22 protein-coding genes are annotated in these 22,631 nt (G+C 68.1%); 12 read left to right on the forward strand and 10 right to left on the reverse strand.

Translation table 11 applies throughout. From position 1 onward, the window contains the following. Together ACYZGB_RS14200 and ACYZGB_RS14205 are read left to right on the forward strand one after the other, a co-directional pair. Positions 1-173, forward strand: a 173-nt coding sequence (locus ACYZGB_RS14200; RefSeq protein ID WP_462389258.1) for an ATP-binding protein, incomplete at its 5' end; no start/stop codon positions are given. A gap of 441 nt (positions 174-614) precedes the next feature. Then, positions 615-1,253 carry an MBL fold metallo-hydrolase gene (locus ACYZGB_RS14205; protein WP_462389115.1) on the forward strand — a complete coding sequence of 213 codons (639 nt, stop codon included), beginning with the start codon at positions 615-617 and terminating at the stop codon, positions 1,251-1,253. Between the two features lie 160 nt (positions 1,254-1,413). Here ACYZGB_RS14205 and ACYZGB_RS14210 read toward each other — a convergent pair whose 3' ends face one another. Both ACYZGB_RS14210 and ACYZGB_RS14215 read right to left on the reverse strand, forming a co-directional pair. Continuing rightward, entirely contained in the window at positions 1,414-3,585 is a 2,172-nt protein-coding gene (locus ACYZGB_RS14210; RefSeq protein WP_462389117.1) for a TonB-dependent receptor, read from the reverse strand. Positions 3,586-4,027: 442 nt separating this feature from the next. Continuing rightward, on the reverse strand, positions 4,028-5,023 hold the full coding sequence (locus ACYZGB_RS14215; protein WP_462389119.1) for a helix-turn-helix transcriptional regulator: 996 nt from the start codon (positions 5,021-5,023) through the stop codon (positions 4,028-4,030). Positions 5,024-5,295: 272 nt separating this feature from the next. Here ACYZGB_RS14215 and ACYZGB_RS14220 point away from each other — a divergent pair, with 272 nt between their 5' ends. Genes ACYZGB_RS14220 through ACYZGB_RS14240 form a run of 5 tightly spaced genes read left to right on the forward strand, consistent with a single transcriptional unit; the run spans position 5,296 to position 9,647 of the window. Beyond that, positions 5,296-6,459: an ABC transporter substrate-binding protein gene (locus tag ACYZGB_RS14220; RefSeq protein ID WP_462389121.1), complete on the forward strand. Its 1,164-nt coding sequence runs from the start codon at positions 5,296-5,298 to the stop codon at positions 6,457-6,459. Beyond that, positions 6,459-7,415, forward strand: coding sequence for an alpha/beta hydrolase (locus tag ACYZGB_RS14225; RefSeq protein ID WP_462389123.1), 957 nt, complete (start codon positions 6,459-6,461; stop codon positions 7,413-7,415). The genes ACYZGB_RS14220 and ACYZGB_RS14225 overlap by 1 nt, the downstream gene beginning before the upstream one ends. Positions 7,416-7,435: 20 nt before the next feature. Further along, entirely contained in the window at positions 7,436-8,533 is a 1,098-nt protein-coding gene (locus ACYZGB_RS14230; RefSeq protein ID WP_462389125.1) for a FecCD family ABC transporter permease, read from the forward strand. Next, on the forward strand, positions 8,533-9,318 hold the full coding sequence (locus ACYZGB_RS14235; protein WP_462389127.1) for an ABC transporter ATP-binding protein: 786 nt from the start codon (positions 8,533-8,535) through the stop codon (positions 9,316-9,318). Before ACYZGB_RS14230 ends, ACYZGB_RS14235 begins: the two co-directional genes overlap by 1 nt. A gap of 35 nt (positions 9,319-9,353) precedes the next feature. Continuing rightward, positions 9,354-9,647 (forward strand): DUF2218 domain-containing protein, encoded by a 294-nt coding sequence (locus ACYZGB_RS14240; RefSeq protein WP_462389129.1) that lies wholly within the window; start codon positions 9,354-9,356, stop codon positions 9,645-9,647. A 101-nt stretch (positions 9,648-9,748) separates the two neighbouring features. On the opposite strand, the gene ACYZGB_RS14245 is transcribed toward ACYZGB_RS14240, so the two are convergent. Continuing rightward, on the reverse strand, positions 9,749-10,600 hold the full coding sequence (locus ACYZGB_RS14245; RefSeq protein WP_462389130.1) for a M48 family metallopeptidase: 852 nt from the start codon (positions 10,598-10,600) through the stop codon (positions 9,749-9,751). 134 nt (positions 10,601-10,734) lie between these two features. Here ACYZGB_RS14245 and ACYZGB_RS14250 point away from each other — a divergent pair, with 134 nt between their 5' ends. The 3 genes from ACYZGB_RS14250 (at position 10,735) to ACYZGB_RS14260 (ending at position 14,418) form a co-directional block, all read left to right on the forward strand. Further along, complete coding sequence (locus ACYZGB_RS14250) at positions 10,735-12,120, forward strand: AmpG family muropeptide MFS transporter (protein WP_462389132.1); 1,386 nt, start codon at positions 10,735-10,737, stop codon at positions 12,118-12,120. A 147-nt stretch (positions 12,121-12,267) separates the two neighbouring features. Beyond that, on the forward strand, positions 12,268-12,990 hold the full coding sequence (locus ACYZGB_RS14255; protein WP_462389134.1) for a response regulator: 723 nt from the start codon (positions 12,268-12,270) through the stop codon (positions 12,988-12,990). A gap of 141 nt (positions 12,991-13,131) precedes the next feature. Continuing rightward, a complete protein-coding gene (locus ACYZGB_RS14260) occupies positions 13,132-14,418 on the forward strand; it encodes a HAMP domain-containing sensor histidine kinase (protein ID WP_462389135.1) in 1,287 nt (428 codons plus the stop codon). 27 nt (positions 14,419-14,445) lie between these two features. Here ACYZGB_RS14260 and ACYZGB_RS14265 read toward each other — a convergent pair whose 3' ends face one another. Continuing rightward, positions 14,446-15,699, reverse strand: coding sequence for a YbfB/YjiJ family MFS transporter (locus ACYZGB_RS14265; protein WP_462389137.1), 1,254 nt, complete (start codon positions 15,697-15,699; stop codon positions 14,446-14,448). A 71-nt stretch (positions 15,700-15,770) separates the two neighbouring features. Between ACYZGB_RS14265 and ACYZGB_RS14270 the strand changes: the two genes are divergently transcribed. Next, positions 15,771-16,658 (forward strand): LysR family transcriptional regulator, encoded by an 888-nt coding sequence (locus tag ACYZGB_RS14270; protein ID WP_462389139.1) that lies wholly within the window; start codon positions 15,771-15,773, stop codon positions 16,656-16,658. Positions 16,659-16,670: 12 nt separating this feature from the next. Continuing rightward, positions 16,671-17,768: an NAD(P)H-dependent flavin oxidoreductase gene (locus tag ACYZGB_RS14275; protein ID WP_462389140.1), complete on the forward strand. Its 1,098-nt coding sequence runs from the start codon at positions 16,671-16,673 to the stop codon at positions 17,766-17,768. A gap of 84 nt (positions 17,769-17,852) precedes the next feature. Here the strand turns inward: ACYZGB_RS14275 and ACYZGB_RS14280 are convergent, their stop codons facing one another. From ACYZGB_RS14280 to ACYZGB_RS14305, 6 genes are all read right to left on the reverse strand, one after another. Next, positions 17,853-18,827, reverse strand: a complete 975-nt coding sequence (locus ACYZGB_RS14280; RefSeq protein ID WP_462389142.1) for a glycosyltransferase — start codon at positions 18,825-18,827, stop codon at positions 17,853-17,855. 11 nt (positions 18,828-18,838) lie between these two features. Beyond that, positions 18,839-20,092: an O-antigen ligase family protein gene (locus tag ACYZGB_RS14285; RefSeq protein ID WP_462389144.1), complete on the reverse strand. Its 1,254-nt coding sequence runs from the start codon at positions 20,090-20,092 to the stop codon at positions 18,839-18,841. Continuing rightward, on the reverse strand, positions 20,092-20,907 hold the full coding sequence (locus ACYZGB_RS14290) for a glycosyltransferase family 2 protein (protein ID WP_462389146.1): 816 nt from the start codon (positions 20,905-20,907) through the stop codon (positions 20,092-20,094). Before ACYZGB_RS14290 ends, ACYZGB_RS14285 begins: the two co-directional genes overlap by 1 nt. 3 nt (positions 20,908-20,910) lie before the next feature. Then, positions 20,911-21,117: a zinc-finger domain-containing protein gene (locus ACYZGB_RS14295; protein WP_056057299.1), complete on the reverse strand. Its 207-nt coding sequence runs from the start codon at positions 21,115-21,117 to the stop codon at positions 20,911-20,913. A gap of 5 nt (positions 21,118-21,122) precedes the next feature. Continuing rightward, positions 21,123-22,061 carry a branched-chain amino acid transaminase gene (locus ACYZGB_RS14300; protein ID WP_462389148.1) on the reverse strand — a complete coding sequence of 313 codons (939 nt, stop codon included), beginning with the start codon at positions 22,059-22,061 and terminating at the stop codon, positions 21,123-21,125. A 115-nt stretch (positions 22,062-22,176) separates the two neighbouring features. Next, on the reverse strand, positions 22,177-22,596 hold the full coding sequence (locus ACYZGB_RS14305; protein WP_462389150.1) for a glycerate kinase: 420 nt from the start codon (positions 22,594-22,596) through the stop codon (positions 22,177-22,179). Positions 22,597-22,631: the final 35 nt, after the last annotated feature.

Here is a 22,631-nt window from a genome sequence, read left to right on the forward strand (position 1 = left end):
CCAATGTGTTCGGAGATGCCAAGATGACCACGGCGCTGCTGGACCGCCTCACGCATCACTGCCATATTCTGGAAACCGGCAACGACAGCTACAGGTTCAAGAACAGCTCCGCACAGCAACCACCACAGACCACCAAGAAGGAGAAGATAGCCAAGAACTTATCCACAACGTGAGCGTGAAGTTCACGAACAAGGGTGGGTCAGATCGAGATGGAAATGGTGGGTCAGGTTTGCGTGGAAATCAACAATCACAGCGTCGGCTCCCACCCCTGGCTCACGATTCAAGCGGCGCGGTGGCTCAGTTCTACTTCGGCGCGGACACTCTGCTGCTCGAAAGATTTTGAACAGGCTCTTAGCGAAATTGCGCATCTTGTCCACTCGTGAGTACCACTTGGTCAAGAAGGGCGACTCAAAGCAGTTATGCAAAGTCGGCGCGGCCCTTGCTATTCCAGTCCTCACCAATCAGATACGCAAGGCCACGCGAACGATTGATAAAGTCCAATCAGTTCAACATGTTTCAAGACTTTGTTTGGGCCGCAAGATCTGCGACGAATCGAGTTTTGAAACTATGTTCAATTTTTTTAGACTTTGTTTAGCACTCCCTCTCCCTGCCGCATGCTCCGCTACCTCACCGTCCCGGTTACCGCCTTCCAGCAGAACTGTTCCCTCGTCTGGTGCGATGCCACCCACCAAGCCGCCGTGATCGACCCCGGGGGCGATCTGGATGTGCTGCTGGCTGAAATCAAGCGGCTGGGCCTCACGCTGTCGCAGATCTGGCTCACGCACGCGCACATCGACCACGCGGGGGGCACGGGCGAGCTGGCCACGCGTTTGGGGCTGCCCATCGTGGGGCCGCACCCGGGCGACCAGTTCTGGATCGATGGGCTGCCGCAGCAAAGCGCGATGTTCGGCTTTCCGCCCGCGCAGCATTTCACGCCCACGCGTTGGCTGGCAGACGGCGACACAGTGCAGATTGGCAACGAGACGCTGGCCGTGCGCCACTGCCCCGGGCACACGCCGGGGCATGTGGTGTTCCATGCGCCGCAGATCGACCGGGCCTTTGTGGGCGATGTGCTGTTTGCGGGCAGCATCGGCCGCACGGATTTCCCGATGGGCAACCACCAGGATTTGATCGACAGCATCACCCAGCGCCTGTGGCCCATGGGCGACCAGACGGTGTTCATCCCCGGGCATGGACCAGAGAGCACCTTTGGCCGCGAGCGCAAGAGCAATCCCTACGTGGGCGGCACCTGAAACGGTGTGCTCACGCTTTGAAGTTTGTGCTTTTCAGCCGTTACCGCGCACTGGATAAGCGACATTAGCTATCAAATTTGAAGCAACAGACTCCCTGCCCTGGTCCCTGCGCGCCCACCAGGTCACGCGCCGGTCTCCGTGGCAGGGGCCTCACCCCGCCTTAAAAGTCAAACGTGGCCGACAAGCGCACGGCGCGCGGTGCGCCCACGTTCACCCGGCCCGCACCCCAGATGCTTTCAAAGTACGCGCGGTTGGCGAGGTTGGTCACCGTGGCGCGCAACACCACCGGCTGTGCGCCAAAACGCGTAGCATAACGCGCGCCCACGTCCACGGTGGTCCAGGCAGGCAGCTTCACGCTGTTGTCGCCCGTGAGCCACTGCGCGCCCGTGTGGTTCACCCGGCCGTTGACCGACAGGCCCTGCACACCGGGGATGGCCCAGTCGGCGCCCAGGTTCAGCGTGAGCTTGGGCACGCCAAACTGCGCACGGCCCTGGTTCACGCCCTTGGTGGTCTTGGTCTGGTCGGCCTCGGTGTAGGCCACGCCGCCCAGCAGCGTGAGGGCTGGGTTCAGCTGGCCAAACATGTTCCACTCCACGCCCCGGTTGCGCTGCTCGCCGTCCGGCACCTGGCGGTTGCCCGCCTCGATGAGCGCGGGCTTGCTGATCTGGAACAGGCTCACGGTCTGCGTGAGGCTGCCGCTCACCCACTTCACGCCCACTTCCATCTGCCGGCTCTTGTAGGGCGCAAAGGTCTCGCCCTCGTTGGCATAGGGCGCCTTCACGGTGGTGCCCGCGCTCAGGCCTTCCACGTAGTTGCCGTACAGCGAAACGCTCTCGCCCCAGGGCTTGGCCACCACGCCCACCAGCGGCGTCACGGCGCTTTCCTTGTACTTGTTGAGCTTCTGGTTGACCTGCTGCGCGCGCAGGCCCAGGGTGAGCTGCACCTTGTCGTCGGCAAACGCGAGGGTGTCCACCACGCTCAGCGCCGTCATCACGTCGTCGTTGTACCTGGTGAAGGTCGAGGCTGCGGCGCCATTGGGCATGGTGATGGGCCGGGGGTTGTAGATGTTGCTGTTGATGGCGGCCGTACCGTTGGCGCGGCTGCCGCCTTCGTAGTTCATCACATTGGCCGCCAGGGTCAGCCTGTGCGCCACGGCGCCGGTGCTGAACTGGCCGCGCAGGCCCAGCTCGGCCGTGGTGGTGTTGTACTCGCCCCAGGAGTTGTAGGCCGTGCCCGTGGCGTTGCCGGTGGCCGCATTGGCCGTGGTCCAGACAGGCCGGGTGCCAAAGATGAAGCCGTCGTAGGAATGCTCGGCCTTGCCCGCAGAGGCAAACGCCATCCAGCCCGCATCGATCCGCGCCTGGCTGCGCACGATAAGGCCCTGCGTCTGCGTGTTGCTGTACACACCTTCGCCATAGAAGAAGTTGGTGGAGCCATCGGGCGCCTTGGGCACCGTGGTCCAGCCCGTGATGATGGGCTGCATGGGCGAGCCCTTGCGCACCTTGTTCTTCAGCGAATAGGCGTCGGCCTCCACGTTCCAGCCCTCGCCCTGGTAGTCCAGCGCCAGGTGGCCGATCTCGCGCGCCTTGGTCTGGTGGTCCAGCCAGGTCTCGCCGCCTGACAGCACGCCGTTGACCCGCACGCCCAGGCGCTGGTCTGCGCCGAAGCGGCGCGACACATCGGCATGCACGCCCACGTTGGATTGGGACGAGTAGGTGGTGGTCACGCGCGTCAGCGGCTCCTTGCCCGCGCGCTTGGGCACGAGGTTGATGGCGCCGCCCACATCACCCGCTGGCGGCAGGCCCATCATCATGGCGCCGGGGCCCTTGAGCACTTCCACCCGCTCGAAGATCTCGGTCGGCGTGTTCTGCTCGGGCGCCAGGCCAAACACTCCGTTGATGGCCAGCGAGTTGGCAGAGACCCCAAAGCCCCGGATGATGAAGTTCTCGACGATGTGGCCTTCGTTGGTGGTGGTGCGCACTGACGGGTCGTTCTTGAGCACGGCGCCCACGGTCTGCGCCTGCTGGTCGGCAATGCCTTCGGCGGTGTAACCCGTCATGTTGAAGGGCGTGTCCATCACGCCCACATTGCCCAGCACGCCCAGGCGCGTGCCCTTGGCCACCTTGCCGCCGGGTGCGGCAGCGGGCAGGCTCTCGGGCGTTTCAGCCGCCGCGTTCACGGTCACCTCCTTGAGCACCACCGGGGCGGCCGGGCTTTGTGCCAGTGCCGCGCCAGCCCCTGCCAGCAAGGTCCACGCACAGGCCTGAGCGATCTGGCGCAGGGCAAAAGGATGGGCCGGGGAGTTCCCCCGGAATGGGCGGCGAGTCTGCATAGAGAAAGTCCTGAATCAAAAACGGCAGGAAAAGGGAAAGCCGCCCCACCAATGGATTGCAAACAAGAATGAGTGCGATTTCATCCAGAGCACGAACCCGCTCCAGGACGGAGCGGTAGCAACGAAGTGCCCAGGACGTGTTGCAAGGCGTGCCGACTTGTTACATCCGGCATACAGCGATGGTTCCACGCGGCCCGTGGACCTGTGTTTGCACGGTCAACAAAGATGTTTGCGGCACCCGCGCTGCCCGCAAAGAGCACATGGCCAAGCTACGTTGGAAGCGCCCTCCTGGGGAAACGCACCGCCATGGAATACGGGGCTTCGAATCTCCCCACGCGCCTGCAGCGGGCGCGGCCCCGCCAGGGCCGCCGCGCAAGGGCCGCCCCGCCGCGCTGGCGGCGTCCCCCTCTGGGGGAAGGCGCCGCAGGCGACTCAGGGGGTTTCAAACTCTTCCGCGGGCCAGCTTCGGCGGCATCCCAAACCGCTTGCGGTACGCCGTGGCAAAGTTGGCGGCGCTGTTGTAGCCCGCCACCAGGGCTGCCTGCCCCACCGTCAGGCCATCCTGCTCCAGCGCGTGGCGCGCCCGCTGCAAGCGGTGTTCGCGCACAAAGTCGAACACTGTGGTGCCATACACGGCGCGGAAGTGGCGCTGCAGCGTATTGGCATTGGTACCCGCCTGCCGCGCCAGGGCGTCCAGCGACATGTCCATGGCACCATCGGTCTGCAAGAAGGCGTGCAGTGCGCGCATGCGCTGGTGTTCGTGGGGCAGCAGGCGCAGCGCGGCGGCAGCGGGGGCCGGTGCAGGGGAGGGCGCCGGGGCAGGCCCAGGGGCGTGCTGCGACAGGCTGCCCAGCGCCTCGCCCACCAGCTCTAGCGCGCGGCTTTCCAGGTACAGGTGCAGCAGCAGGGGGCTGAGGTCGGGGGCGCGGGTGATCTGCTCGGCCACGGCCGCAATGCGGGCCGACGGCTGCCAGTGGTGCATGGCCAAGTGCTGGCGGCGAAAGGCCTCAATGGCATCCGACGCCGATGGGCCCGCCACCTGCTCCAGCCATTCCCCGCCCAGGCCCACGCTCACGCGGCGCGCATAGGCGCCCTGGCGTCCGCGCCGTTCAAACCGCTCGGGCTGGGCCACCGACACCAGCAGTGCGCGCGGCAACCCCGGCGCGCGGGCGCGCTGCGCCGCCGCACTGGACGACAAGGCCACGCGGCGCGGGCCATAGCTCACATCCACCGAGCCCTCCAGCAGCAGCACGATGCGCAGGCCCGCCTCCATCTCGCCGCTGGCCGTGAAATCCTGCACATCCGCCGTGTCGTCGGCATGCAGGTGCAGCCCGGGGCGCAGCACCCGCACGCGCTGCAGGTGGCGTTGCAGCGACGCCTGCATGCCTTCCAGCGGCGGCGCCGAGGGTTGGACATGCATGGGACTCAGCAGCGACATGGACAGACCGGGCGGTGGATGGAAAGGTGAAAAAAGAATGAGGACGGAGAGACAAGGTGCGCGGCCCATGCCACCGGGCCAGGGCCGCGCAGCAACCCTTCCCAGCTCCCTCGCCGCTTGGAGGTTTGCGCAAAGGTTTTTCTCCATCAGGCAAACACGGCGGGCGCCAGGCTATGGGATGCTAGCAACTTGCGATAATAAATGCAAATGATTCTCAATATTGCGTTTCGGCGTTGGCCCACCCTGGCCGCTCCGCGCGCACCTTATCGCCCATGACGCTCACCCTCACCCGCTGGCTGGCCTCCACGCCCGCCGTTGCCGCCCTGCTCTGCGCCCTGGCCCTTGCAACCGCCCCCGCGCAAGCCCAGACCATCACCCACACCGTGACCGACCTGGCCGGCCGCAGCGTCACCGTGCCCACCAAGGTGGACCGCATCCTGCTCGGCGAAGGCCGGCTGCTGCCCGCGCTGGGCGTGTTCGAGCGCCAGGATGTGGCCCGCCGCCTGGTGGGCATGATGGGCGACTACGAAACCCTGGACGCCGCCGGCTATGCCCAGTGGCGCAGCCGCTTCCCGCAGCTGGACAAGGTGCCCCGTGTGGGCCGCAACAACGCGGGCAGCTTCAGCGACGAGCAAGCGATTGCGCTGCGCCCGCAGCTGGCCATCCTGGGCCTGGCGGGCGGCCATGGCCCCAGCAAGAACGACCGCGAAACCCTGGCCCGCCTGGAAGCCGCCGGTGTAGCCGTCGTGTTTGTGGATTTCCGCCACGACCCGCTCAAGAACACCACCCGCAGCATGGAGCTGCTGGGCGCCGTGCTGGGCAAGCGCAAGGAGGCCGAGGCCTTCAACACCACTTGGCGGGCGCAACTGGAGCGCGTCGAATCGCGCCTGCGCACCCTGCCCGCTGGCACGCGCCACCCCGGCGTGTTCCTGGAAAACCGCGTGGGTCTGTCCGATGAATGCTGCGCCACCATGGTGGGCCTGGTGGGCGTGCTGCTGGATGCGGCGGGCGCCGACAACGTGGCACGCGGCCGCATCCCCGGAGAGCACGGCACGCTGAACCCCGAGTTTTTGATTGCCACGCAGCCCCGGCTGTACATCGGCACCGGCATCGGCAGCATGGCCACGGCCGAGAAGTCGCCGCTGCGCATCGTGCTGGGCGCCGACGCCACGCCCGAGGCGGCCCGTGCATCCCTGGTGCGCGCCACGCAGCGCCGGGGCATCGCCCAGCTGCAGGCCGTGCAGCAGCCCGGCCGCGCACACGCCATCTGGCACCACTACTACAACTCGCCATTCAACGTGGTGGCCGTGCAGGTGTTTGCCAAATGGCTGCACCCCGAGCTGTTCGCCGACCTGGACCCACGCGCCACGCTGCAGACGATGTTCAGCCAATTCCAGCCGATCCCGCTGACCGGCGTGTACTGGACCAGCCTCTGATGCCCGTGCCCCCGCCACCGCAGGGCACGCGCCGCGCGCTGCTCGCCGCCGGTGCTGGCGCCAGCCTGGGCCTGCTGGGCGGCTGCGCCAGCGGTGGCCCGGCGGCGCCCGCGCCGCTGCTGCAGGCCCCCGCCGCGCAACTGCCCGGCACCCACCAGCAAGACCTGCGCGACCCGTCCAGTGGCCGCACCTGGCGCGTGTGGGTGCAACGCCCGGCTGGCCCCATGCCGCCCACAGGGCACTCGGTGCTGTATGTGCTCGATGGCAATGCCGCGTTCGCGCTGGCCGCGCAGCTGGCCCGCAACGACGCCGAACGCCCGCCCGAGATGCGCCCCGACGCGGCCATCGTGGTGGGCATCGGCCACCCCGGCGACGCGGTGATCCACCCTGCCGAGCGCCAGCGCGACTACACCCCCCCGCCCCCGGGCGGCGGCGCCACGGCCCAGGCGGGTGGCGCAGACCTGCTGCTCGGCTTCATCGCGCGCGAGCTGCAGCCCCGCATTGCCGCAGCCTTTCCCGTCGATGCTCAGCGCCAGACGATCACCGGCCACTCGTTTGGCGGTCTTTTTGTGCTGCACGCACTGTTCACGCGCCCGGCGCAGTTCACGCGGTACGCAGCCACCAGCCCCTCGGTATGGTGGAACCAGGGCCAGGTGCTGCAGACGGCCCAGCAGTTCATGCAGGCGCATGCCACGGCGCCCCGCGCCTTCAGCGCCCGGCTGCAGCTGCGCGTGGGCAGCCTGGAGCATGTACAAGCGGCCGCTACGCCCGCGCGCGCCGCCGTGCAGGCCGAGCGCCGCCTGCTGGAGCGCACCACAACGCTGGCAAACCAGCTCACCACCCAGGCATGGCCCGAGCTGCGTGTGCAGATGGCCGTGTTGCCCGGCCTGGACCATGGCAGTGTCATGCTGCCCGGCCTGGTCGATGCGCTGGCCCTGGCGCAGCAGGCGCGCTGAGCCTTTCACCCGCTTTTGCAATGTCTGCCGTGCCTGATTCCGCAACCGCTTTGGCCCCCGCCTCCCCCACCCCGCCATCCACGGGCCCGCTCGCACAGCGCTACCGGCATTTCGTGCGCAGGCGCCTGCTGCTGCTGGCCGCACTGCTGGCCGTGCTGTGCGCCAGCGTGGTGGCCGACATTGCGCTGGGCCCCTCCACCTTCACGTTTGCCGATGTGCTGCGTGGCCTGTTCGCACCCGACGCCCTGCCGCAGGCGCAGCAGGTGATCCTGTGGGAAGTGCGCCTGCCCTATGCCGTGATGGCCGTGCTGGTGGGCGCCAGCCTGGGACTGGCGGGTGCCGAGATGCAGACTGCGCTCAACAACCCGCTGGCCAGCCCGTTCACACTGGGTGTGTCGGCCGCCGCCGCCGTGGGCGCCTCGGCCGCCGTGGTCAGCGGCTTCACGCTGCTGGCCTGGGGCGAGAACCTGGCCGTGCCGCTGTGCGCCTTTGTGGGTGCGGCGTGCGCCACGGCGCTGATCCAGCTCTTGGCCTGGCGCCAGGGCTCCAGCGTGGACACGGTGGTGCTGTTCGGCATCGCCCTGCTCTTCAGCTTCGAGGCGCTGCTGTGGCTGCTGCAGTTCATCGCCGACAGCAATGCGCTGCAGCAGATCGTGTTCTGGACTATGGGCAGCCTGGGCCGCGCCACCTGGACCAAGATCGGCATCGTGGGCACGGTGCTGCTGCTGTGCCTGCTGTGGTCGGCACGCCAGGCCTGGGCCCTCACGGCGCTGCGCGCGGGCGAGGACCAGGCGCGCAGCTTTGGCATTGCGGTGGAGCGGCTGCGGCTGGTGACACTGCTGCGCGTGAGCCTGCTGGCCGCCACGGCCCTGTCGTTCGTGGGCACCATCGGTTTTGTGGGCCTGGTGGGGCCGCACATCGCGCGCATGCTGCTGGGCGAAGACCACCGCTACTACCTGCCGGGCAGCGCGCTGGCCGGGGCGCTGATGCTGTCGCTCGCGTCCATCCTGAGCAAGGCGCTGGTGCCGGGCGTGGTGCTGCCGATCGGCATCATCACTGCGCTGGTGGGCGTGCCGCTGTTCATGGTGCTCGTTCTGCGCCAAAGAAGGGCTGCGTGATGAGCACGACCGGCTTTGCCCTTGAACAACTCACCGCAGGCTACCCCGGCCGCCCCGTGCTGCAGGGCGTGACCCTGCCCGGCGTGCCCGCTGGCACGCTGGTGGCGGTCGTGGGGCCCAATGCCGTGGGCAAATCCACCCTGCTCAAGGCCGTGGCCGGGCTTCGGCCTGCGCAGGGCCGCGTGTGGCTGGAAGGCACGGACCTGGCCACGCTGGCGCCGCGCGAGCGCCTGCGCCGCGTGGGCTACCTGCCCCAGGCACTGCCGCAAAGCACCTCGCTCGTGGCCTACGAAACCTGGCAGAGCGCGCTGCGCGCCGGGCGCAGCGAATGGAGCACCGCCCAGCGCGAGGCGGCCATCGAATCCGTGGTGGCCGCGCTGGGCCTGCAGGCGCTGGCGCTGCGGCGGCTGGACGAACTCTCAGGTGGGCAGCGGCAGATGGTGGGCCTGGCCCAGGTCATCGTGCGTGCGCCGCGCCTGCTGCTGCTGGACGAGCCCACCAGCGCGCTCGACCTGCGCTGGCAGCTGCAGGTGCTGCAGGCCGTGCGCGCCATGGTGTTGCAGCAGGGCGCCATCGGCCTGGTGGCCGTGCACGACCTGAACCTGGCCCTGCGCTTTTGCCAGCATGTGCTGGTGCTGGGCGGCGGCAGCGTGCTGGCGGCAGGCAACCCGGCCGAGGTGCTCACCCCGGCCCTGCTGCAGCGTGCGTATGGCGTGCAGGCCCGCGTGGAGCGCTGTTCGCAGGGCAACCTGCTGGTGCTGGCCGATGCAGCCCTGCCGCTGTAACCCCTTCACTTTCCGCACAACAACGACACCCACCCATGATGCGACGCGAGGGTCATGTGCCCACCACCGAGGCCAGCCGCTACCTGCAGCGCCTGTGTTACCACTTCAAGCGCAAGATCAGCGTGACCTACGACGAGCACCGGGGCGAGGCCCACTTCCCCTGGGGCCTGTGTGTGCTGCGCGCCGATGAAGCGGCGCTGCACTTCGACTGCAGCGCCGAGGACGATGCCAGCCTGGCACGTGTGCAGTTCGCCATCGACTCGCATGTGGAGCTGTTCTCGCGCAAGAGCCCCGTGGCCGTGGACTGGAAGCCCGTGCAGGCCGACTGAGCGCTACCGTCCGTCAGAGCGCCCACAGGCCTCAAAACACACGAAGAAATAGCCGTTTGCGCGCATCCCCCATGCCCAAAAAGCTATCCAAAGAATAGCATTCAGCCTTTACTCCGCGCCGCTTCATACAACCCCTGTACCTTGGGCACGTTCTGCTCCAGCTCCTTGATGCGCGCGGGCCCTGAGGGGTGGGTGGACAAAAAGGCCAACCCGCCCTGTTTGCCGCCCGTGGCGTTGCCCATCTTCTGCCACAGGCTCACGGCAGCCGAGGGCTGGTAGCCGCCGCGCGCGGCCAGCTCCAGACCCACCAGGTCGGCGTCACTCTCGTCCGATCGGCTGAACTGCAGCGTGAGCAGCTGCCCACCCAGCCCGGCCGCCGCCTGACCCAGGTCGCCCAGGCCCAGCAGCTGCGAGCCCAGGCGCAGCGCCAGGTTGGTGCCCTGCGTCTTGGCGATGCGCTCGCGCGCGTGTTCGCGCAGCGCGTGGGCCATTTCGTGGCCCATGATCATCGCGGCCTCATCGTCGGTGAGCTTGAGCTGGTCGAGGATGCCGGTATAGAACGCGATCTTGCCGCCAGGCATGCAGAACGCGTTGATCTGCTGGCTGCCGATGAGGTTGACCTCCCAGCGCCATTGCTTGGCGCGGTCGTTCCACGGCGTGGTGAACGGGATCAACCGCTTGGCGATGGCATGCAGGCGCTGCAGCTGGGGGTGGTTGTCGGGGGCCAGCGCACGTTTGGCGCTGGCCTGCTCCAGCATCTGGCGGTACTGCTGGGCGGCAGAATTCTCCAGCGTCTCGGCGGGCACCAGCTTGCGCAGGCTGGAGGACGAGCCCACATCGACCTGTGCGATCACCGGTGTGGCCGCTGCAGCGCCTGCAGCCAGCAAAAAGGCCCGGCGTGCAGACCAGGGGGACGAGACCGCAGCGGAAGGGGTGGGGCAAAAGAGGCACATACCAGAATCACCTGAAGGAATAATGGGCGGCGCTGACCGACCCTGTGGTTTGCAGCAGCGTCTGCCGCCCAGATGGAGGCAGCGGGCTGCGCTGCAAGGGTGTCGGCGATGATAGACAAAACCTCCAGCCCCCCATGTCAGACACCTCCACTTCTTCCACCCCTGCCCGCGCTGCCGACAAGCCGCCCCGCACGCCCTGGCTGCAGACCCTGCGCGTGTACCTGGAGCCCGCGAGCCTGCGCATGCTCACGCTCGGGTTCTCCGCCGGGCTGCCACTGCTGCTGGTGCTCGGCACACTGAGTTTTCGCCTGCGCGAGGCGGGCATCGACCGCAGCACCATCGGGTATCTGAGTTGGGTGGGCCTGGCCTATGGCTTCAAGTGGGTGTGGGCGCCACTGGTGGACCGCATGCCGATCCCGCTGCTCACCCCGGCGCTGGGGCGCCGCCGCAGCTGGCTGCTGTTGTCGCAGGCGTTGATCGTGGCCGGGCTGGTCGGCATGGCACTGGCCGACCCGCGCCAGACGCTCGGGCCCATCGTGTGGTGCGCGCTGGCCGTGGCCTTTGGCTCGGCCACACAGGACATTGCGCTGGACGCCTTCCGCATCGAATCCGCTGATGCCAACCACCAGGCGGCGCTGGCGGCGTCGTACCAGACGGGCTACCGGCTGGCGATGATCTGGGCCGGGGCGGGCGTGTTGTGGATTGCGGCGCGCGCCGAGGTGGCGCCCGCCGTGGGCCAGGCAGTCGCCCAGGGTACGGCGGCCTACCAGAACGGTGCGTGGCAGGCGGCCTATCTGGTGATGGCGGCATCGATGGCCGTGGGCGTGGTCACCGTGCTGTTCTCACGCGAACCCGCACCGGTGGCGCTGCCCCCGGCCAGGAACGCCGCCGAGTGGATCCAGGGCGCGCTGGTGGAGCCTTTTGCCGACTTTCTGCGCCGCTATGGCTGGCATGCGGCGCTGATCCTGGCGCTCATCGCCGTCTACCGCATCAGCGACGTGGTGATGGGCATCATGGCCAACCCGTTCTACGTGGACATGGGCTTTACCAAGGACGAGGTGGCCGCCGTGACCAAGGTCTACGGCGTGATCATGACGTTGGCAGGCGCCTTCGTGGGGGGCGTGTTGTCCATGCGTTTTGGCGTGATGCGCATCCTGATGCTGGGCTCCATACTGAGCGCGGCCAGCAACCTGCTGTTTGCCTGGCTGGCGGGCCACGGGCATGACGTGACGGCGCTGATCGCCGTGGTGTCGGCCGACAACCTGGCCAGCGGCATCGCCTCGGCCGCGTTCATCGCCTACCTGTCGAGCCTGACCAATGTGAGCTACTCGGCCACGCAGTACGCGCTGTTCAGCTCCATGATGCTGCTGCTGCCGAAGTTTGTGGCGGGCTTCTCGGGCGACTACGTGGATGCGTTTGGCTACGCCCACTTCTTCACATCGACGGCGCTGCTGGGGCTGCCGGTGCTGGTGCTGGTGTGGCTGGCTTCCAGAGTAAAAACCGCCCCTACCGCCCGATGAATATGCCTTAATAGCTATGTTATTGATAGCAAATTGAGTCACATACCCAAAGGCGATTTACCGCAACTTTACGGAGGCTTCAACACGGGGTGACGCCCCCGCCTGAGCATGGAACCCTGTCTGGAGACCCCCAACTACACTGCCCCCATGAGCTCCCAACTGCTGATGATCGAAGACGATGCCCGCCTCGCACAGATGGTGGGCGAGTACTTGGGCCAATCGGGCCTGCAGGTCACGCACCGTGCGGACGGCAAAAGTGGCCTGGCGCAGTTGCAGGGGCCCGATGCCGGGCCACTGCCCGACCTGGTGATCCTCGATCTCATGCTGCCCGACATGGACGGCCTGGAAGTGTGCCGCCGCATCCGCTCGCTGCAAGGCAACGCGGCCCAGGTGCCGGTGCTCATGCTCACCGCCAAGGGCGACCCCATGGACCGCATCATTGGCCTGGAGCTGGGCGCCGACGACTACCTGCCCAAGCCGTTCGAGCCGCGCGAACTGTTGGCCCGCATCCGCGCCATCCTGCGCCGCCGCACCGATGGCGGCAACGCGGCGGCGGCCACGCAGGTGCTGCGCTTCGGCACGCTGGAGATCGACCGCGACGCGCGCACCGTGACCGTGGGCGGCGAGCTGGCCGACCTCACCTCCTACCAGTTCGATTTGCTGGTGGCGCTGGCCGAGCGTGCGGGCCGCGTGCTCACGCGCGACCAGATCATGGAAGCCGTGCGTGGCCGCGAGCTGGAGGCGTTTGACCGCAGCATCGACGTGCACATGGGCCGCATCCGCGCCGCGATTGAGCAGGACGCCAAGAACCCGCGCCGCATCCTCACGGTGCGGGGTGTGGGCTACGTGTTCGCCAAGCAGCAGGACTAGACATGCCCCCTGAGTCGCTTCGCGCCTTCCCCCTCAGGAGGACGCCGCCAGCGCGGCGGGGCGGCCCCTGCGCGGCGGCCACGGGCCTGGGCTGCGCCAGTTTTCAGCAGCGCGCCTCCTGCTGACGCCCACCGAAGGATCATGTCCCTCTCCACCCCTTTTTCCCGCCGCCTGTACCTGCGCATCTGGCTGGCCGTGGTCGCTGGCATCGCCGTGCTGACCCTGACCGTGGGTTGGGCCTGGCGCATGGCCGAGGAGCAGAAGGCACAGACCAACCAGCCTTTTGTGCCGCCCTCGCGCGAGATGGCGCTGCGCGACCCCTCGGGCCAGCTGCTGCTGCGTGGCATGGCCACGCGCCAGCCTGCCGAGCCCGGCGAGGGCGTGGAATTCCGCATCGAGTCCGACACCGGCCAGACCTTCACCCTGCAGATGGCGCCCCGCCAGCCGCGCGGCGAGTGGGCGGGCGGGCGGCCCGGTGGCGGCGGGCCCAACAACCAGGGCTGGGCTGCGTTCTGGACGCGCCCGCCGTTTGGCTTCTTGTGGCTCTTGGGCATCGTGAGCCTGGCGGTGGCCGTGGGGGTGTACCCCATCATCCGGCGCCTAACGCAGCGGCTCGAAGCCCTGCAGCGCAGCGTGCAGAAGTTTGGCGAAGGCGACCTCTCGGTGCGCGTTCCCGAGCAGGGGCAGGACGAAGTGGCCGACCTGGCGCGCCAGTTCAACGCGGCGGCCGAGCGCGTTGAAACGCTGGTCAAGTCGCACAAGTCGCTGTTGGCCAATGCCTCGCACGAGCTCCGCTCACCGCTCACCCGCATCCGCATGGGGCTGGAGCTGATGGGCGGGCAGCAGCCCTCGCCCGCGTTCCGCGCCGAGATCTTGCGCAACATCGCTGAGCTGGACCAGCTGGTGGACGAGATCCTGCTCGCCAGCCGCCTGGATGCGCGCGAAGCCGATGTGGGCACCGTGGAGCTGGTGGACCTGATCGGCCTGGCCGCCGAAGAATGCGCCCGGGTGGACGCCGACCTGGACGTGAGCGCCAGCCCCGACTCGCTGGAGGTGCGTGGCGTGGCCAAGCTGCTGCGCCGGGCCATTCGCAACCTGCTGGAGAACGCGCGCCGCTACAGCCAGGGCGAGATCACGGTGACCGTGCACCGCCGCCATGGGCGGGCCGAGGTGCATGTGTCCGACCACGGCCCGGGCGTGCCGCCCAGCCAGCGCGAACGCATCTTCGAGCCCTTCTACCGCCTGCCGGGCGCGAGCGAACGCGCGGGCGGCGTGGGTCTGGGGCTGTCGCTGGTGCGCTCGATTGCCGGGCGCCACCAAGGCACCGTGCACTGCCAGGACCGGCCCGATGGCGAGCATGGCGCCTGTTTTGTGCTGACCCTGCCGCTGGCGCCTGCGGCTGTCACCACAAGCACTGCCCCTCACTGACCCAGGCGCCCCGAGCGCCTTAAAAGTTCAGCGGCTGCTGGCCAGCGGCCAGCGCCAGGCCATGGCCCCGTACACCACTGCGCCCAGCACCAGCGCCGCCGCCGCCACGGCCAGCCCGTACACAAACCCCTGGCCCTGCGTGGCCGCGTGGTGCAGCATCCAGGCCACCATGGGCGGGCCCACAATCTGGCCGATGCCATAGGCGGCGGTGAGCAGGCCCGGAAAACTGTCGCCCGCTGCGGGCCACACCCGCCGCGCCTCCTGCAAGGCATAGAAGGTGATGGCCGTGAAGGGCAGGCCCAGCAGCAGGCTGCCCAGCGCAAAACCCAGAGGCCCCGGCCACACCAGGCTGAGCGCGATGGCCCCGGCCTGCACACCATAGGCCGCCATGAGCAGCCAGCGCCGGTCCCACGCGGCCGGAGTGCGGGTGGACAGCAGCGCTCCCAGCGCCACGCCCGCGCCAAACAGCGGCCAGAACAGGTCGGGCCAGGGTGAGCCCGCAGGCAGCGCAGCGCGCGCGATCACGGGCAAGAAGGTGGCCGTGACGATGTAGCCCAGTCCCGCCAGCCCGTAGGCCAGCGTGAGCCCCGTGCGCGCCAGCGGGCCCAGGCCTGGCAGGGCAAGGCCCGGTGTGTGCGCGGCCGCCGCCGGGGCAGGCAAGGCCAGGCCTTGCAGCACGGGCCAGATGGCGGTGCACAAGCCCACGCTCAGCACGCCAAACACGGCCCAGCCCGCAGCGGCGGGCCAGCCCAGGGCCACCATGGCACTGGCCGACAGGCCCGTGAGCACAATGCCCAGCCCGGGCCCGCAAAAGATCAGACCGCCCAGCGCCGCATGGCCCAGCGCGACCAGCCGCACCATGCACCACACCGAGACGTTGAGGAACACCAGCGCACTGGCCACGCCCGCCGCAAAGCGCAGCACAGGCCAGGTGGCGGGCAGCGGTAACGCCATGCCCAGCGTGAGCAGCACCGTGGCCGCCAGCCCCCAGCGCGCCAGCCGCACCGCATGCCACCGCTGCCGCGCGGCAGGCGCCACCCAGGGCAGTGCCATGCAGGCCAGCGCGCCGATCAGATAACCCAGGTAGTTGGCCGTGGCCAGCCAGCTGCCGCCCGCCAGGGTGACCACACCGTCGTGCAGCATCATGGGCAAGAGCGGTGTGAAGGCAAAGCGTCCGATGCCCATGGCCACCGCCAAAGCGGCCATGCCCGCCAGCGCCACGGCCAAGGGCCGGTCTGCAAGAGCGGCGGCGGGGACACGGGGGGAGATCAGCGTTTCCATGGCGGCAATTCCGGTTTATGATTCTTTTTTGAGATTTATTTTTAAATAATCATCTAACAAAGAGAATGAACATGGACCTTACCGCACTCGAAATCTTCCGCGCCGTGGCGCAGGAAGGCAGCGTGACCCGCGCCGCCGGGCGCCTGGGCCGGGTGCAGTCCAACGTGACCACACGCGTGCAGCAGCTCGAAGAACAACTGGGCGCCACGCTGTTTTTGCGAGAGGGCAAGCGCATGGTGCCCACGCCCGCGGGTGAATCGCTGCGCGGCTATGCCGACCGCCTGCTGGCGCTGGCCGAGGAGGCCCGCCAGTCGGTGCACCCCGGCCAGCCCGGCGGCCGACTGCGCCTGGGCGCCATGGAAAGCACCGCCGCCGCGCGCCTGCCCCAGCCGCTGGCGCAGCTGCACGCGCAGTGGCCGGGGCTGGTGCTGGAACTGTCCACTGCGCCCTCGCGCCAGCTGGTGGAGCAGGTGCTGGCCCACCAGATCGACTGTGCGCTGGTGGCTTGGCCGCCTCCGGGCATTGACGCCGACGCACCCGTGGAACACACCGCCGTGTTCACCGAACCCCTGCTGCTGGCCTTGCCCGCCAACCACCCGCCCGTACACACGCCGCAGGATTTGCAGCTCGACACCCTGGCTGCGTTCGGCAACGGCTGCACCTACCGCCGCATGGGCGAGTCCTTCCTGCAGCAAAAAAACGGCAGCCCGCCGCGCGTACTGGAGCTGGCCTCGTACCACGCCATCCTGGCCTGCGTGGCTGCCGGGCGCTGCGCGGGCGTGGTGCCGCAGGCCGTGATCGACCTGATGCGCGAGCCCCCCGCCCTGCGGTGGGTGCCGCTGGACAGCTGCGACACGGTGCTGGTCACACGGCGCGGCTACCAGTCGCCTGCGCTGGAGGCCTTGCTGGCCACACTGCAGGCCGGCAGCGCACCCCACCCGCCCCGTTCCATTGCCTGAGAGGAGTTCCTGATGCCTTCTTCCCCCTTCACCACCCGCCTGGGCCTTGCGCTGCCCATCGTCCAGGGCCCCATGACGGGCTCCGACACGCCCGCACTCGCGGCCGCTGTGTCCCAGGCCGGTGGCCTGGGCATGCTGGGCTGTGGCATGCGCTCACCCGCCGCCATGGCCGAAGTGGCCGCCGAGGTGCGCCGCCGCACCGACCGGCCCTTTGGCATGAACCTGTTCGTGCAGGCCACTCCCACCCCCGACGAGGCCACGGTGGTGGCCGCGCTGCAGCGCCTGGCGCCGTTCTATGCCGAGTTGGGCCTGGTGCCCGAGCGGCCCACGCAGTGGTGCGAGGACTTTGGCGCGCAGTTCGATGCATTGGTGGCCGCACGCCCGGCGGTGGCCAGCTTCACCTTCGGCATCCTCTCGGCCGCGCAGGTAGCACGGCTGCAGGCAGCGGGCAGCTATGTGGTGGGCACCGCCACCACCGTGGCCGAGGCCCGCGCCTGGGCCGCCGTGGGGGCGGATGCGGTCTGCGCCTCGGGCATGGAATCGGGCGGGCACCGGGGCACCTTTTTATCACCAGGCCACGAGGCGCCGCCTGCGGGCGGGCCTTCGGTGGACGACTTCGAGGCCAGCATGCTGGGCACACTGACGCTGGTGCGCCAATGTGTGGACGCACTGCCGTCCCTGCCCGTGATCGCGGCGGGCGGCATCATGGACGGGCGCGGCATTGCCGGTGCGCTGGCTCTGGGCGCCCAGGCGGTGCAGATGGGCACGGCCTTTCTGACCTGCCCCGAGTCGGGCATCGGCCCCGCCTACCGCCAGGCGCTGACGCAGGCCGGGCCCACGGACACCCGCACCACGCGCATCTTCTCGGGCCGGCCGGCACGGGGCATCGTCAACACCATGATGGACCGCCTGCGGGCCGATGAGCGCAGCGTGCCGCCCTACCCCGTGCAGAACGCGCTGACGGGCGTGCTGCGCCGCGCGGCGGCCCAGGCGGGCCGGGCCGACCATCTGTCGCTGTGGGCGGGCCAGGGCGTGGCCCAGGTGCGGCCCATGCCTGCGGCCGAGCTGGTGGCGGTGCTGGCGCAGGAGCTGCAGGCCGCCAGCGCCTGAGGATTGCTATATTTTTAATAGCTGCTTGCGCTTGTCTATCGCGCGCAAACGGCTATTTTTATCAAAATTCTGGGTCCTGCCCCGTCAGTTTTTCCAGGGCAGCTCGCGCGCCGGGCCTTGAATGACCGGCGCCTGGGCGTTCAGGGTTTCGCCCGCCAACACCCGCTCGTACATGCGCAGGTAGTTGCGCGCCATGCGCTCGGCGCCAAAGTGCTCCACCACATGCTGGTGGCAGGCACGGGGATCGAAGTGGTTGCCCCGCACCGCCTCGGCCAGCACGCTCGCCTCGGCCGACAGCACGCCGCAGTGCAGGGGCACCAGCTCGGGCAGCGCGCCGTAAGGCGTGGAGAACACCGGGCAGCCAAAGTACAGGCTCTCGATGACCGCCAGCCCGAAAGGCTCGTGCCAGCGCACCGGAAAGATCAGCCCGCGCGAGGCGTTGAGCAGCCCCGTCTTCTGCGAGCCGCCCACCATGCCGTGGAAGTGGATCTTGCGCGACAAGGTCCAGCGGAAGCCACGCTTGAAGTTGATGCGATTGCCGCCCAGCACGTCCAGCTCCACGCCCGCGAGCTTGGCCACCTTGATGGCACCGCGCACGTTCTTCACGCCCCAGGCCGCCTTGCCCAGGAAGTGGTAGCGCGGGCGCGGCAAGCTGAAATCGACCGGGCCGTAGCCCGACCAGTCCAGCCCGTTGTAGACAAACTCGCTGGAGCCATACCGCGCTGCATGGTCGCGCGACAGGAACACCGTGTTGCGCGGCAGCGGCTTGGGCTTGCGCGCGTTGCCGTGTTCGGTCACCAGGTAGGGCTTGGCCAGCTCGGTGCGCGGGTTGAACTGAAAATGCGTGATGTCCACGTCGGCCGGAATCTGGCCCTCCCAGGGCTCATCCGGGCGGATGGGCAGTACCTGGCCGAAGTCGCAGGTCGAGCCCTCGGGCACCAGGTAGCTCACGCGGTGGCCCTGCTGCACCAGGGTCTTGCCCAGGTCCCAGATCACGCGCTCGGTGCCGCCGTAGCCATAGACGGGGATGGGGGAGTTGTTGACCAGCAGGATGTGCATGGAAGGAGCTCTCACAGGGGACGGGGGCAACCCAGACGGGCGCGGCGCTGGTGCAGAGCCGCCAGCACCAGGGGGCACATGAACAGGTAGAACATGTTGCCGCTGTTGTGGGCCAGGAACACCTGCGTGAGGCCAAAGCCGATGTACGACAGCGGCAGCAGCACGCCCACCAGGCACAGCGACAGCGATTCGCGGTCCATCTTGCCCTGGGCATCGCGGATGCGCTGCGCCGTGGGCCAGAACATCGCCAGCGGAATGCCATAGAAGGCCAGCAGCAGCAGCACGCCAGGCAGGCCGCGCTTGGCAAACAGGTCCAGGATTTCGTTGTGTGCGTGGCCAAATTCGAGCACCACGGGGTGCGCTTGCCCGGCCGCCACGCGCCGGGCCTTTTCTTCGGCATACCCCGCTCGGCCCCAACCGGTGAGGGGGCGGTCCCAGCCCATTTGCCAGGCCAGGCCCCAGTGCGCCAGCCGCTGGCCCACCGAGCTGCGGCCGTCGCCATGCTGCTGGTAGACCTGCACTTCCTGGCGGGCTTCGTCCACCCGCAGCTCCACCGCCGGCACCTGCGAGAGGGCCGCAGCCGCCACCACCAGCGCAGAAAGGCCCCAGTACACGCGCCGCTGCCCGGTGGTGCGCACCAGCAGCCAGGCACACACCGGCAGCAGCAGCACCAGCGCCAGCCAGCCACCGCGCGACTGCGACAGCACCGAGCCCGCCACGCCCAGCGCCACGGCGCTGGCCAGCAGCAGGCGCTGCCACAGCACCCAGCGCCGCCACTGCGCCACCAGCAGCAGGCCACTCATCACGGCCAGCAGCATGCTCAGGTTGCCGTACTGGATGGCGTTGGTGAACCCATTGGCGCGTGGCAGGCCCAAACCATAGGTCTGGTACAGCCCCACGAGCCCGCTGCCCACTGCCCCCACCGCAATGCCCATCCAGAGCCAGGCGGCGCGGGGTTCAAACGTCATCAGATAGAAGATGCAGGGCAGGGCCAGCAGGTACTTGACCGGGCGGTCCATGCTGCCCCAGCCCCAGGCGGTGCCCACATCCAGCATCCACAGCGCGGCCATGCAGGAAAACGCAGCCGTGAGCCACCAGGCGGCACGCGGCGCGGGGCGGCGCCACCACACCGGGGCACTGGCCAGCGCGGCCAACAGCAGCAAGGCCGCACCGTACGAATACCCCGAGGGCACACACAGCGCCAGGCACGGAACCAGGAAGGCCCCGATGCTCGCGCAGCGCGCCCACCAGCGTTGTGCGCCCATCAACGAATCACCTTGTCGGTCAGGCTGTCACGGTCATAGTGCAGGGCGGCGTAGCGAAAGAAGCCCTCCAGCGCCACAAAAAGACAATAAAGAAACCCGGCCCCGCCACACAGAAACCCCAGGCGGAACACGTACAGGCGCAGGAACATGGAAAGCCCCGAGGCCAGGCCACGCAGCACGCCGCCGCGCTGGCCCTTCTCGGCGCGCTTGGCGGCGCCCAGCATCACGTACTGCGTGAGCTTTTCCAGGCTGCCCCGCACCGTGGTGCGGGAGTAATGCAGCAGCCGCGCCCGGATCAAGCGACGCGGCACCACCCCGCCGCCGGGCAGCGGGTGCAGTTCGGCCTGCTCATGCACCACCCCGGTGAATTCCTTGACCAGGGCACGCACAAACAGGCGCTCGATCTGCGACTGCGAACGGAAGTAAGTGAGTTCGTGCCCGTAGGCCACCATGCGCCAGCGGATGCGCCACACGGCCTGTTCGCCCGATTGCACGATGGCCTGCAGCTCCTGGGCAAACGCAGGCGTCATCACCTCGTCGGCATCCAGAAAAAACACGTAGTCGCCGCGCGAATGCGCAAGCAGGCGGTTGCGCTGCACGGCAAAACCCTGCCAGTCGGGATAGCTGTGCACTTCCGCGCCCAGGCCCCGGGCCATGGCCACGGTGTTGTCCGTGCTGCCGCTGTCCACCACCAGGAGCTGGTCGGCAAACGCGGCGCTTTTCAGGCAGGCCTCAATGCGGTGCGCCTCGTTGTGGGTCAGCACCGCAACGGTCAACGAGGGCGGCGCCGATGCGCCGCCGGTTCCCACTGGCATCAATCAGTGACCAGCGTGTACGTGCTCACCCGCCTTCAGGCGGTACACCGTGCCGCAATACGGGCACTTGGCTTCACCCGTGCGGGCCACGTCCAGGTACACCTTGGGGTGGCTGTTCCACAGCTTCATGTCGGCCTTGGGGCTGGGGCAGAAGACCCCGCCTTGTGCGTTCAGGTCTTTGGCCAGGAGTTCAACGGTAGCTTGCGACATGTTCTTCAGACCTTGGTGAGCCAGTGGGCGTATTGGGGATTGCGGCCACCGACGATGTCGAAGAAGGCGCTCTGGATTTTTTCGGTGATCGGGCCGCGTGATCCGCTGCCCAGCTCGATCCGGTCGAGTTCCCGGATGGGCGTCACTTCAGCGGCCGTGCCGGTGAAGAAGGCTTCGTCGGCGATGTAGACCTCATCGCGCGTGATGCGCTTTTGCACAATCTCCAGGCCCAGGTCCTTGGCGATGTGGAACACGGTGTTGCGGGTGATGCCGTTGAGGGCACCGGCCGAAAGGTCGGGCGTGTAGATCACGCCGTTCTTGATGACAAAAATGTTCTCGCCCGCGCCTTCGGACACAAAACCCGAGCTGTCGAGCAGCAGGGCTTCGTCGTAGCCATCGTCCAGCGCTTCCATGTTGGCGAGGATGGAGTTGGTGTAGTTGCTCACCGCCTTGGCCTGCGTCATGGTGATGTTGACGTGGTGTCGCGTATAGCTGCTGGTCTTGACGCGGATGCCGCGCTTCAGGCCTTCCTCGCCCAGATAGGCGCCCCAGGCCCAGGCCGCCACCATCAGGTGGATCTGGTTGCCCTTGGGCGAAACACCCAATTTTTGCGAGCCGATCCAGGTCAATGGGCGCAGATAGCAGGATTCGAGCTTGTTTTCGCGCACCACGGCCTTCTGGGCCTCGTTCACTTCTTCCTTGGTGAACGGGATCTTCATGCGCAGGATCTTGGCGCTGTTGAACAGGCGGTCGGTGTGCTCTTCGAGGCGGAAAATGGCCGTGCCGTCCGCCGTGTTGTAAGCGCGCACGCCTTCGAAGGCGCCGCAGCCGTAGTGCAGGGTGTGGGTCAGCACATGGATCTTGGCGTCGCGCCAATCGACCATCTGGCCGTCCATCCAGATCTTGCCGTCACGGTCGGCCATCGAGGGAACTACGGGGCTCATGGGAATCCTTTGGTTGCTGTGGGTCGCAAAACCGGGATTTTACGGGCCCCCAGCCCGCCGGGAACCGCCGCCCGAGGGTGCAGTGCAGCAAACCCGCCGGATCAGGGCCGGGGTGTCATCCAGCTTGGGACGGGGTGTTGTCGTCCGCCTCGGGCCGCTCCAGCGCCCACTTCACCAGCTTGCCCTTGCGAAATTCGCAGGTCACATGCGATCGGGTGCCGTCGGTCCAGCGGTAAATCTCCGGGTCGGCCCCCTCGGGGGACAGCAGCTCGCCCAGCGCCTGCGTCATGGCCACCACATGCATCAGGTTCACGCCCTCGGCCAGCCGGGCATTGAGCATCACGGCGCTGCCCACATAGCCAATGGGCCGCTTGGCGGCCTTTTTCATCACATTCACCAGCCGCGTGAAGTGCAGCAGGGCCCACATGACCAGCCCGCCCACCACCGCTGCCACACCGGCCCAACCGTAGGCTGTAAAACCAAACCCGACCAGGGCCACCGCCCCCAGGGGCACCAGGATATTGCGCAGATTCATAGGCTGGGATTGTCTTACGGCCTCAACCGTGTGGG

Source organism: Acidovorax sp. Q11, assembly GCF_054950075.1.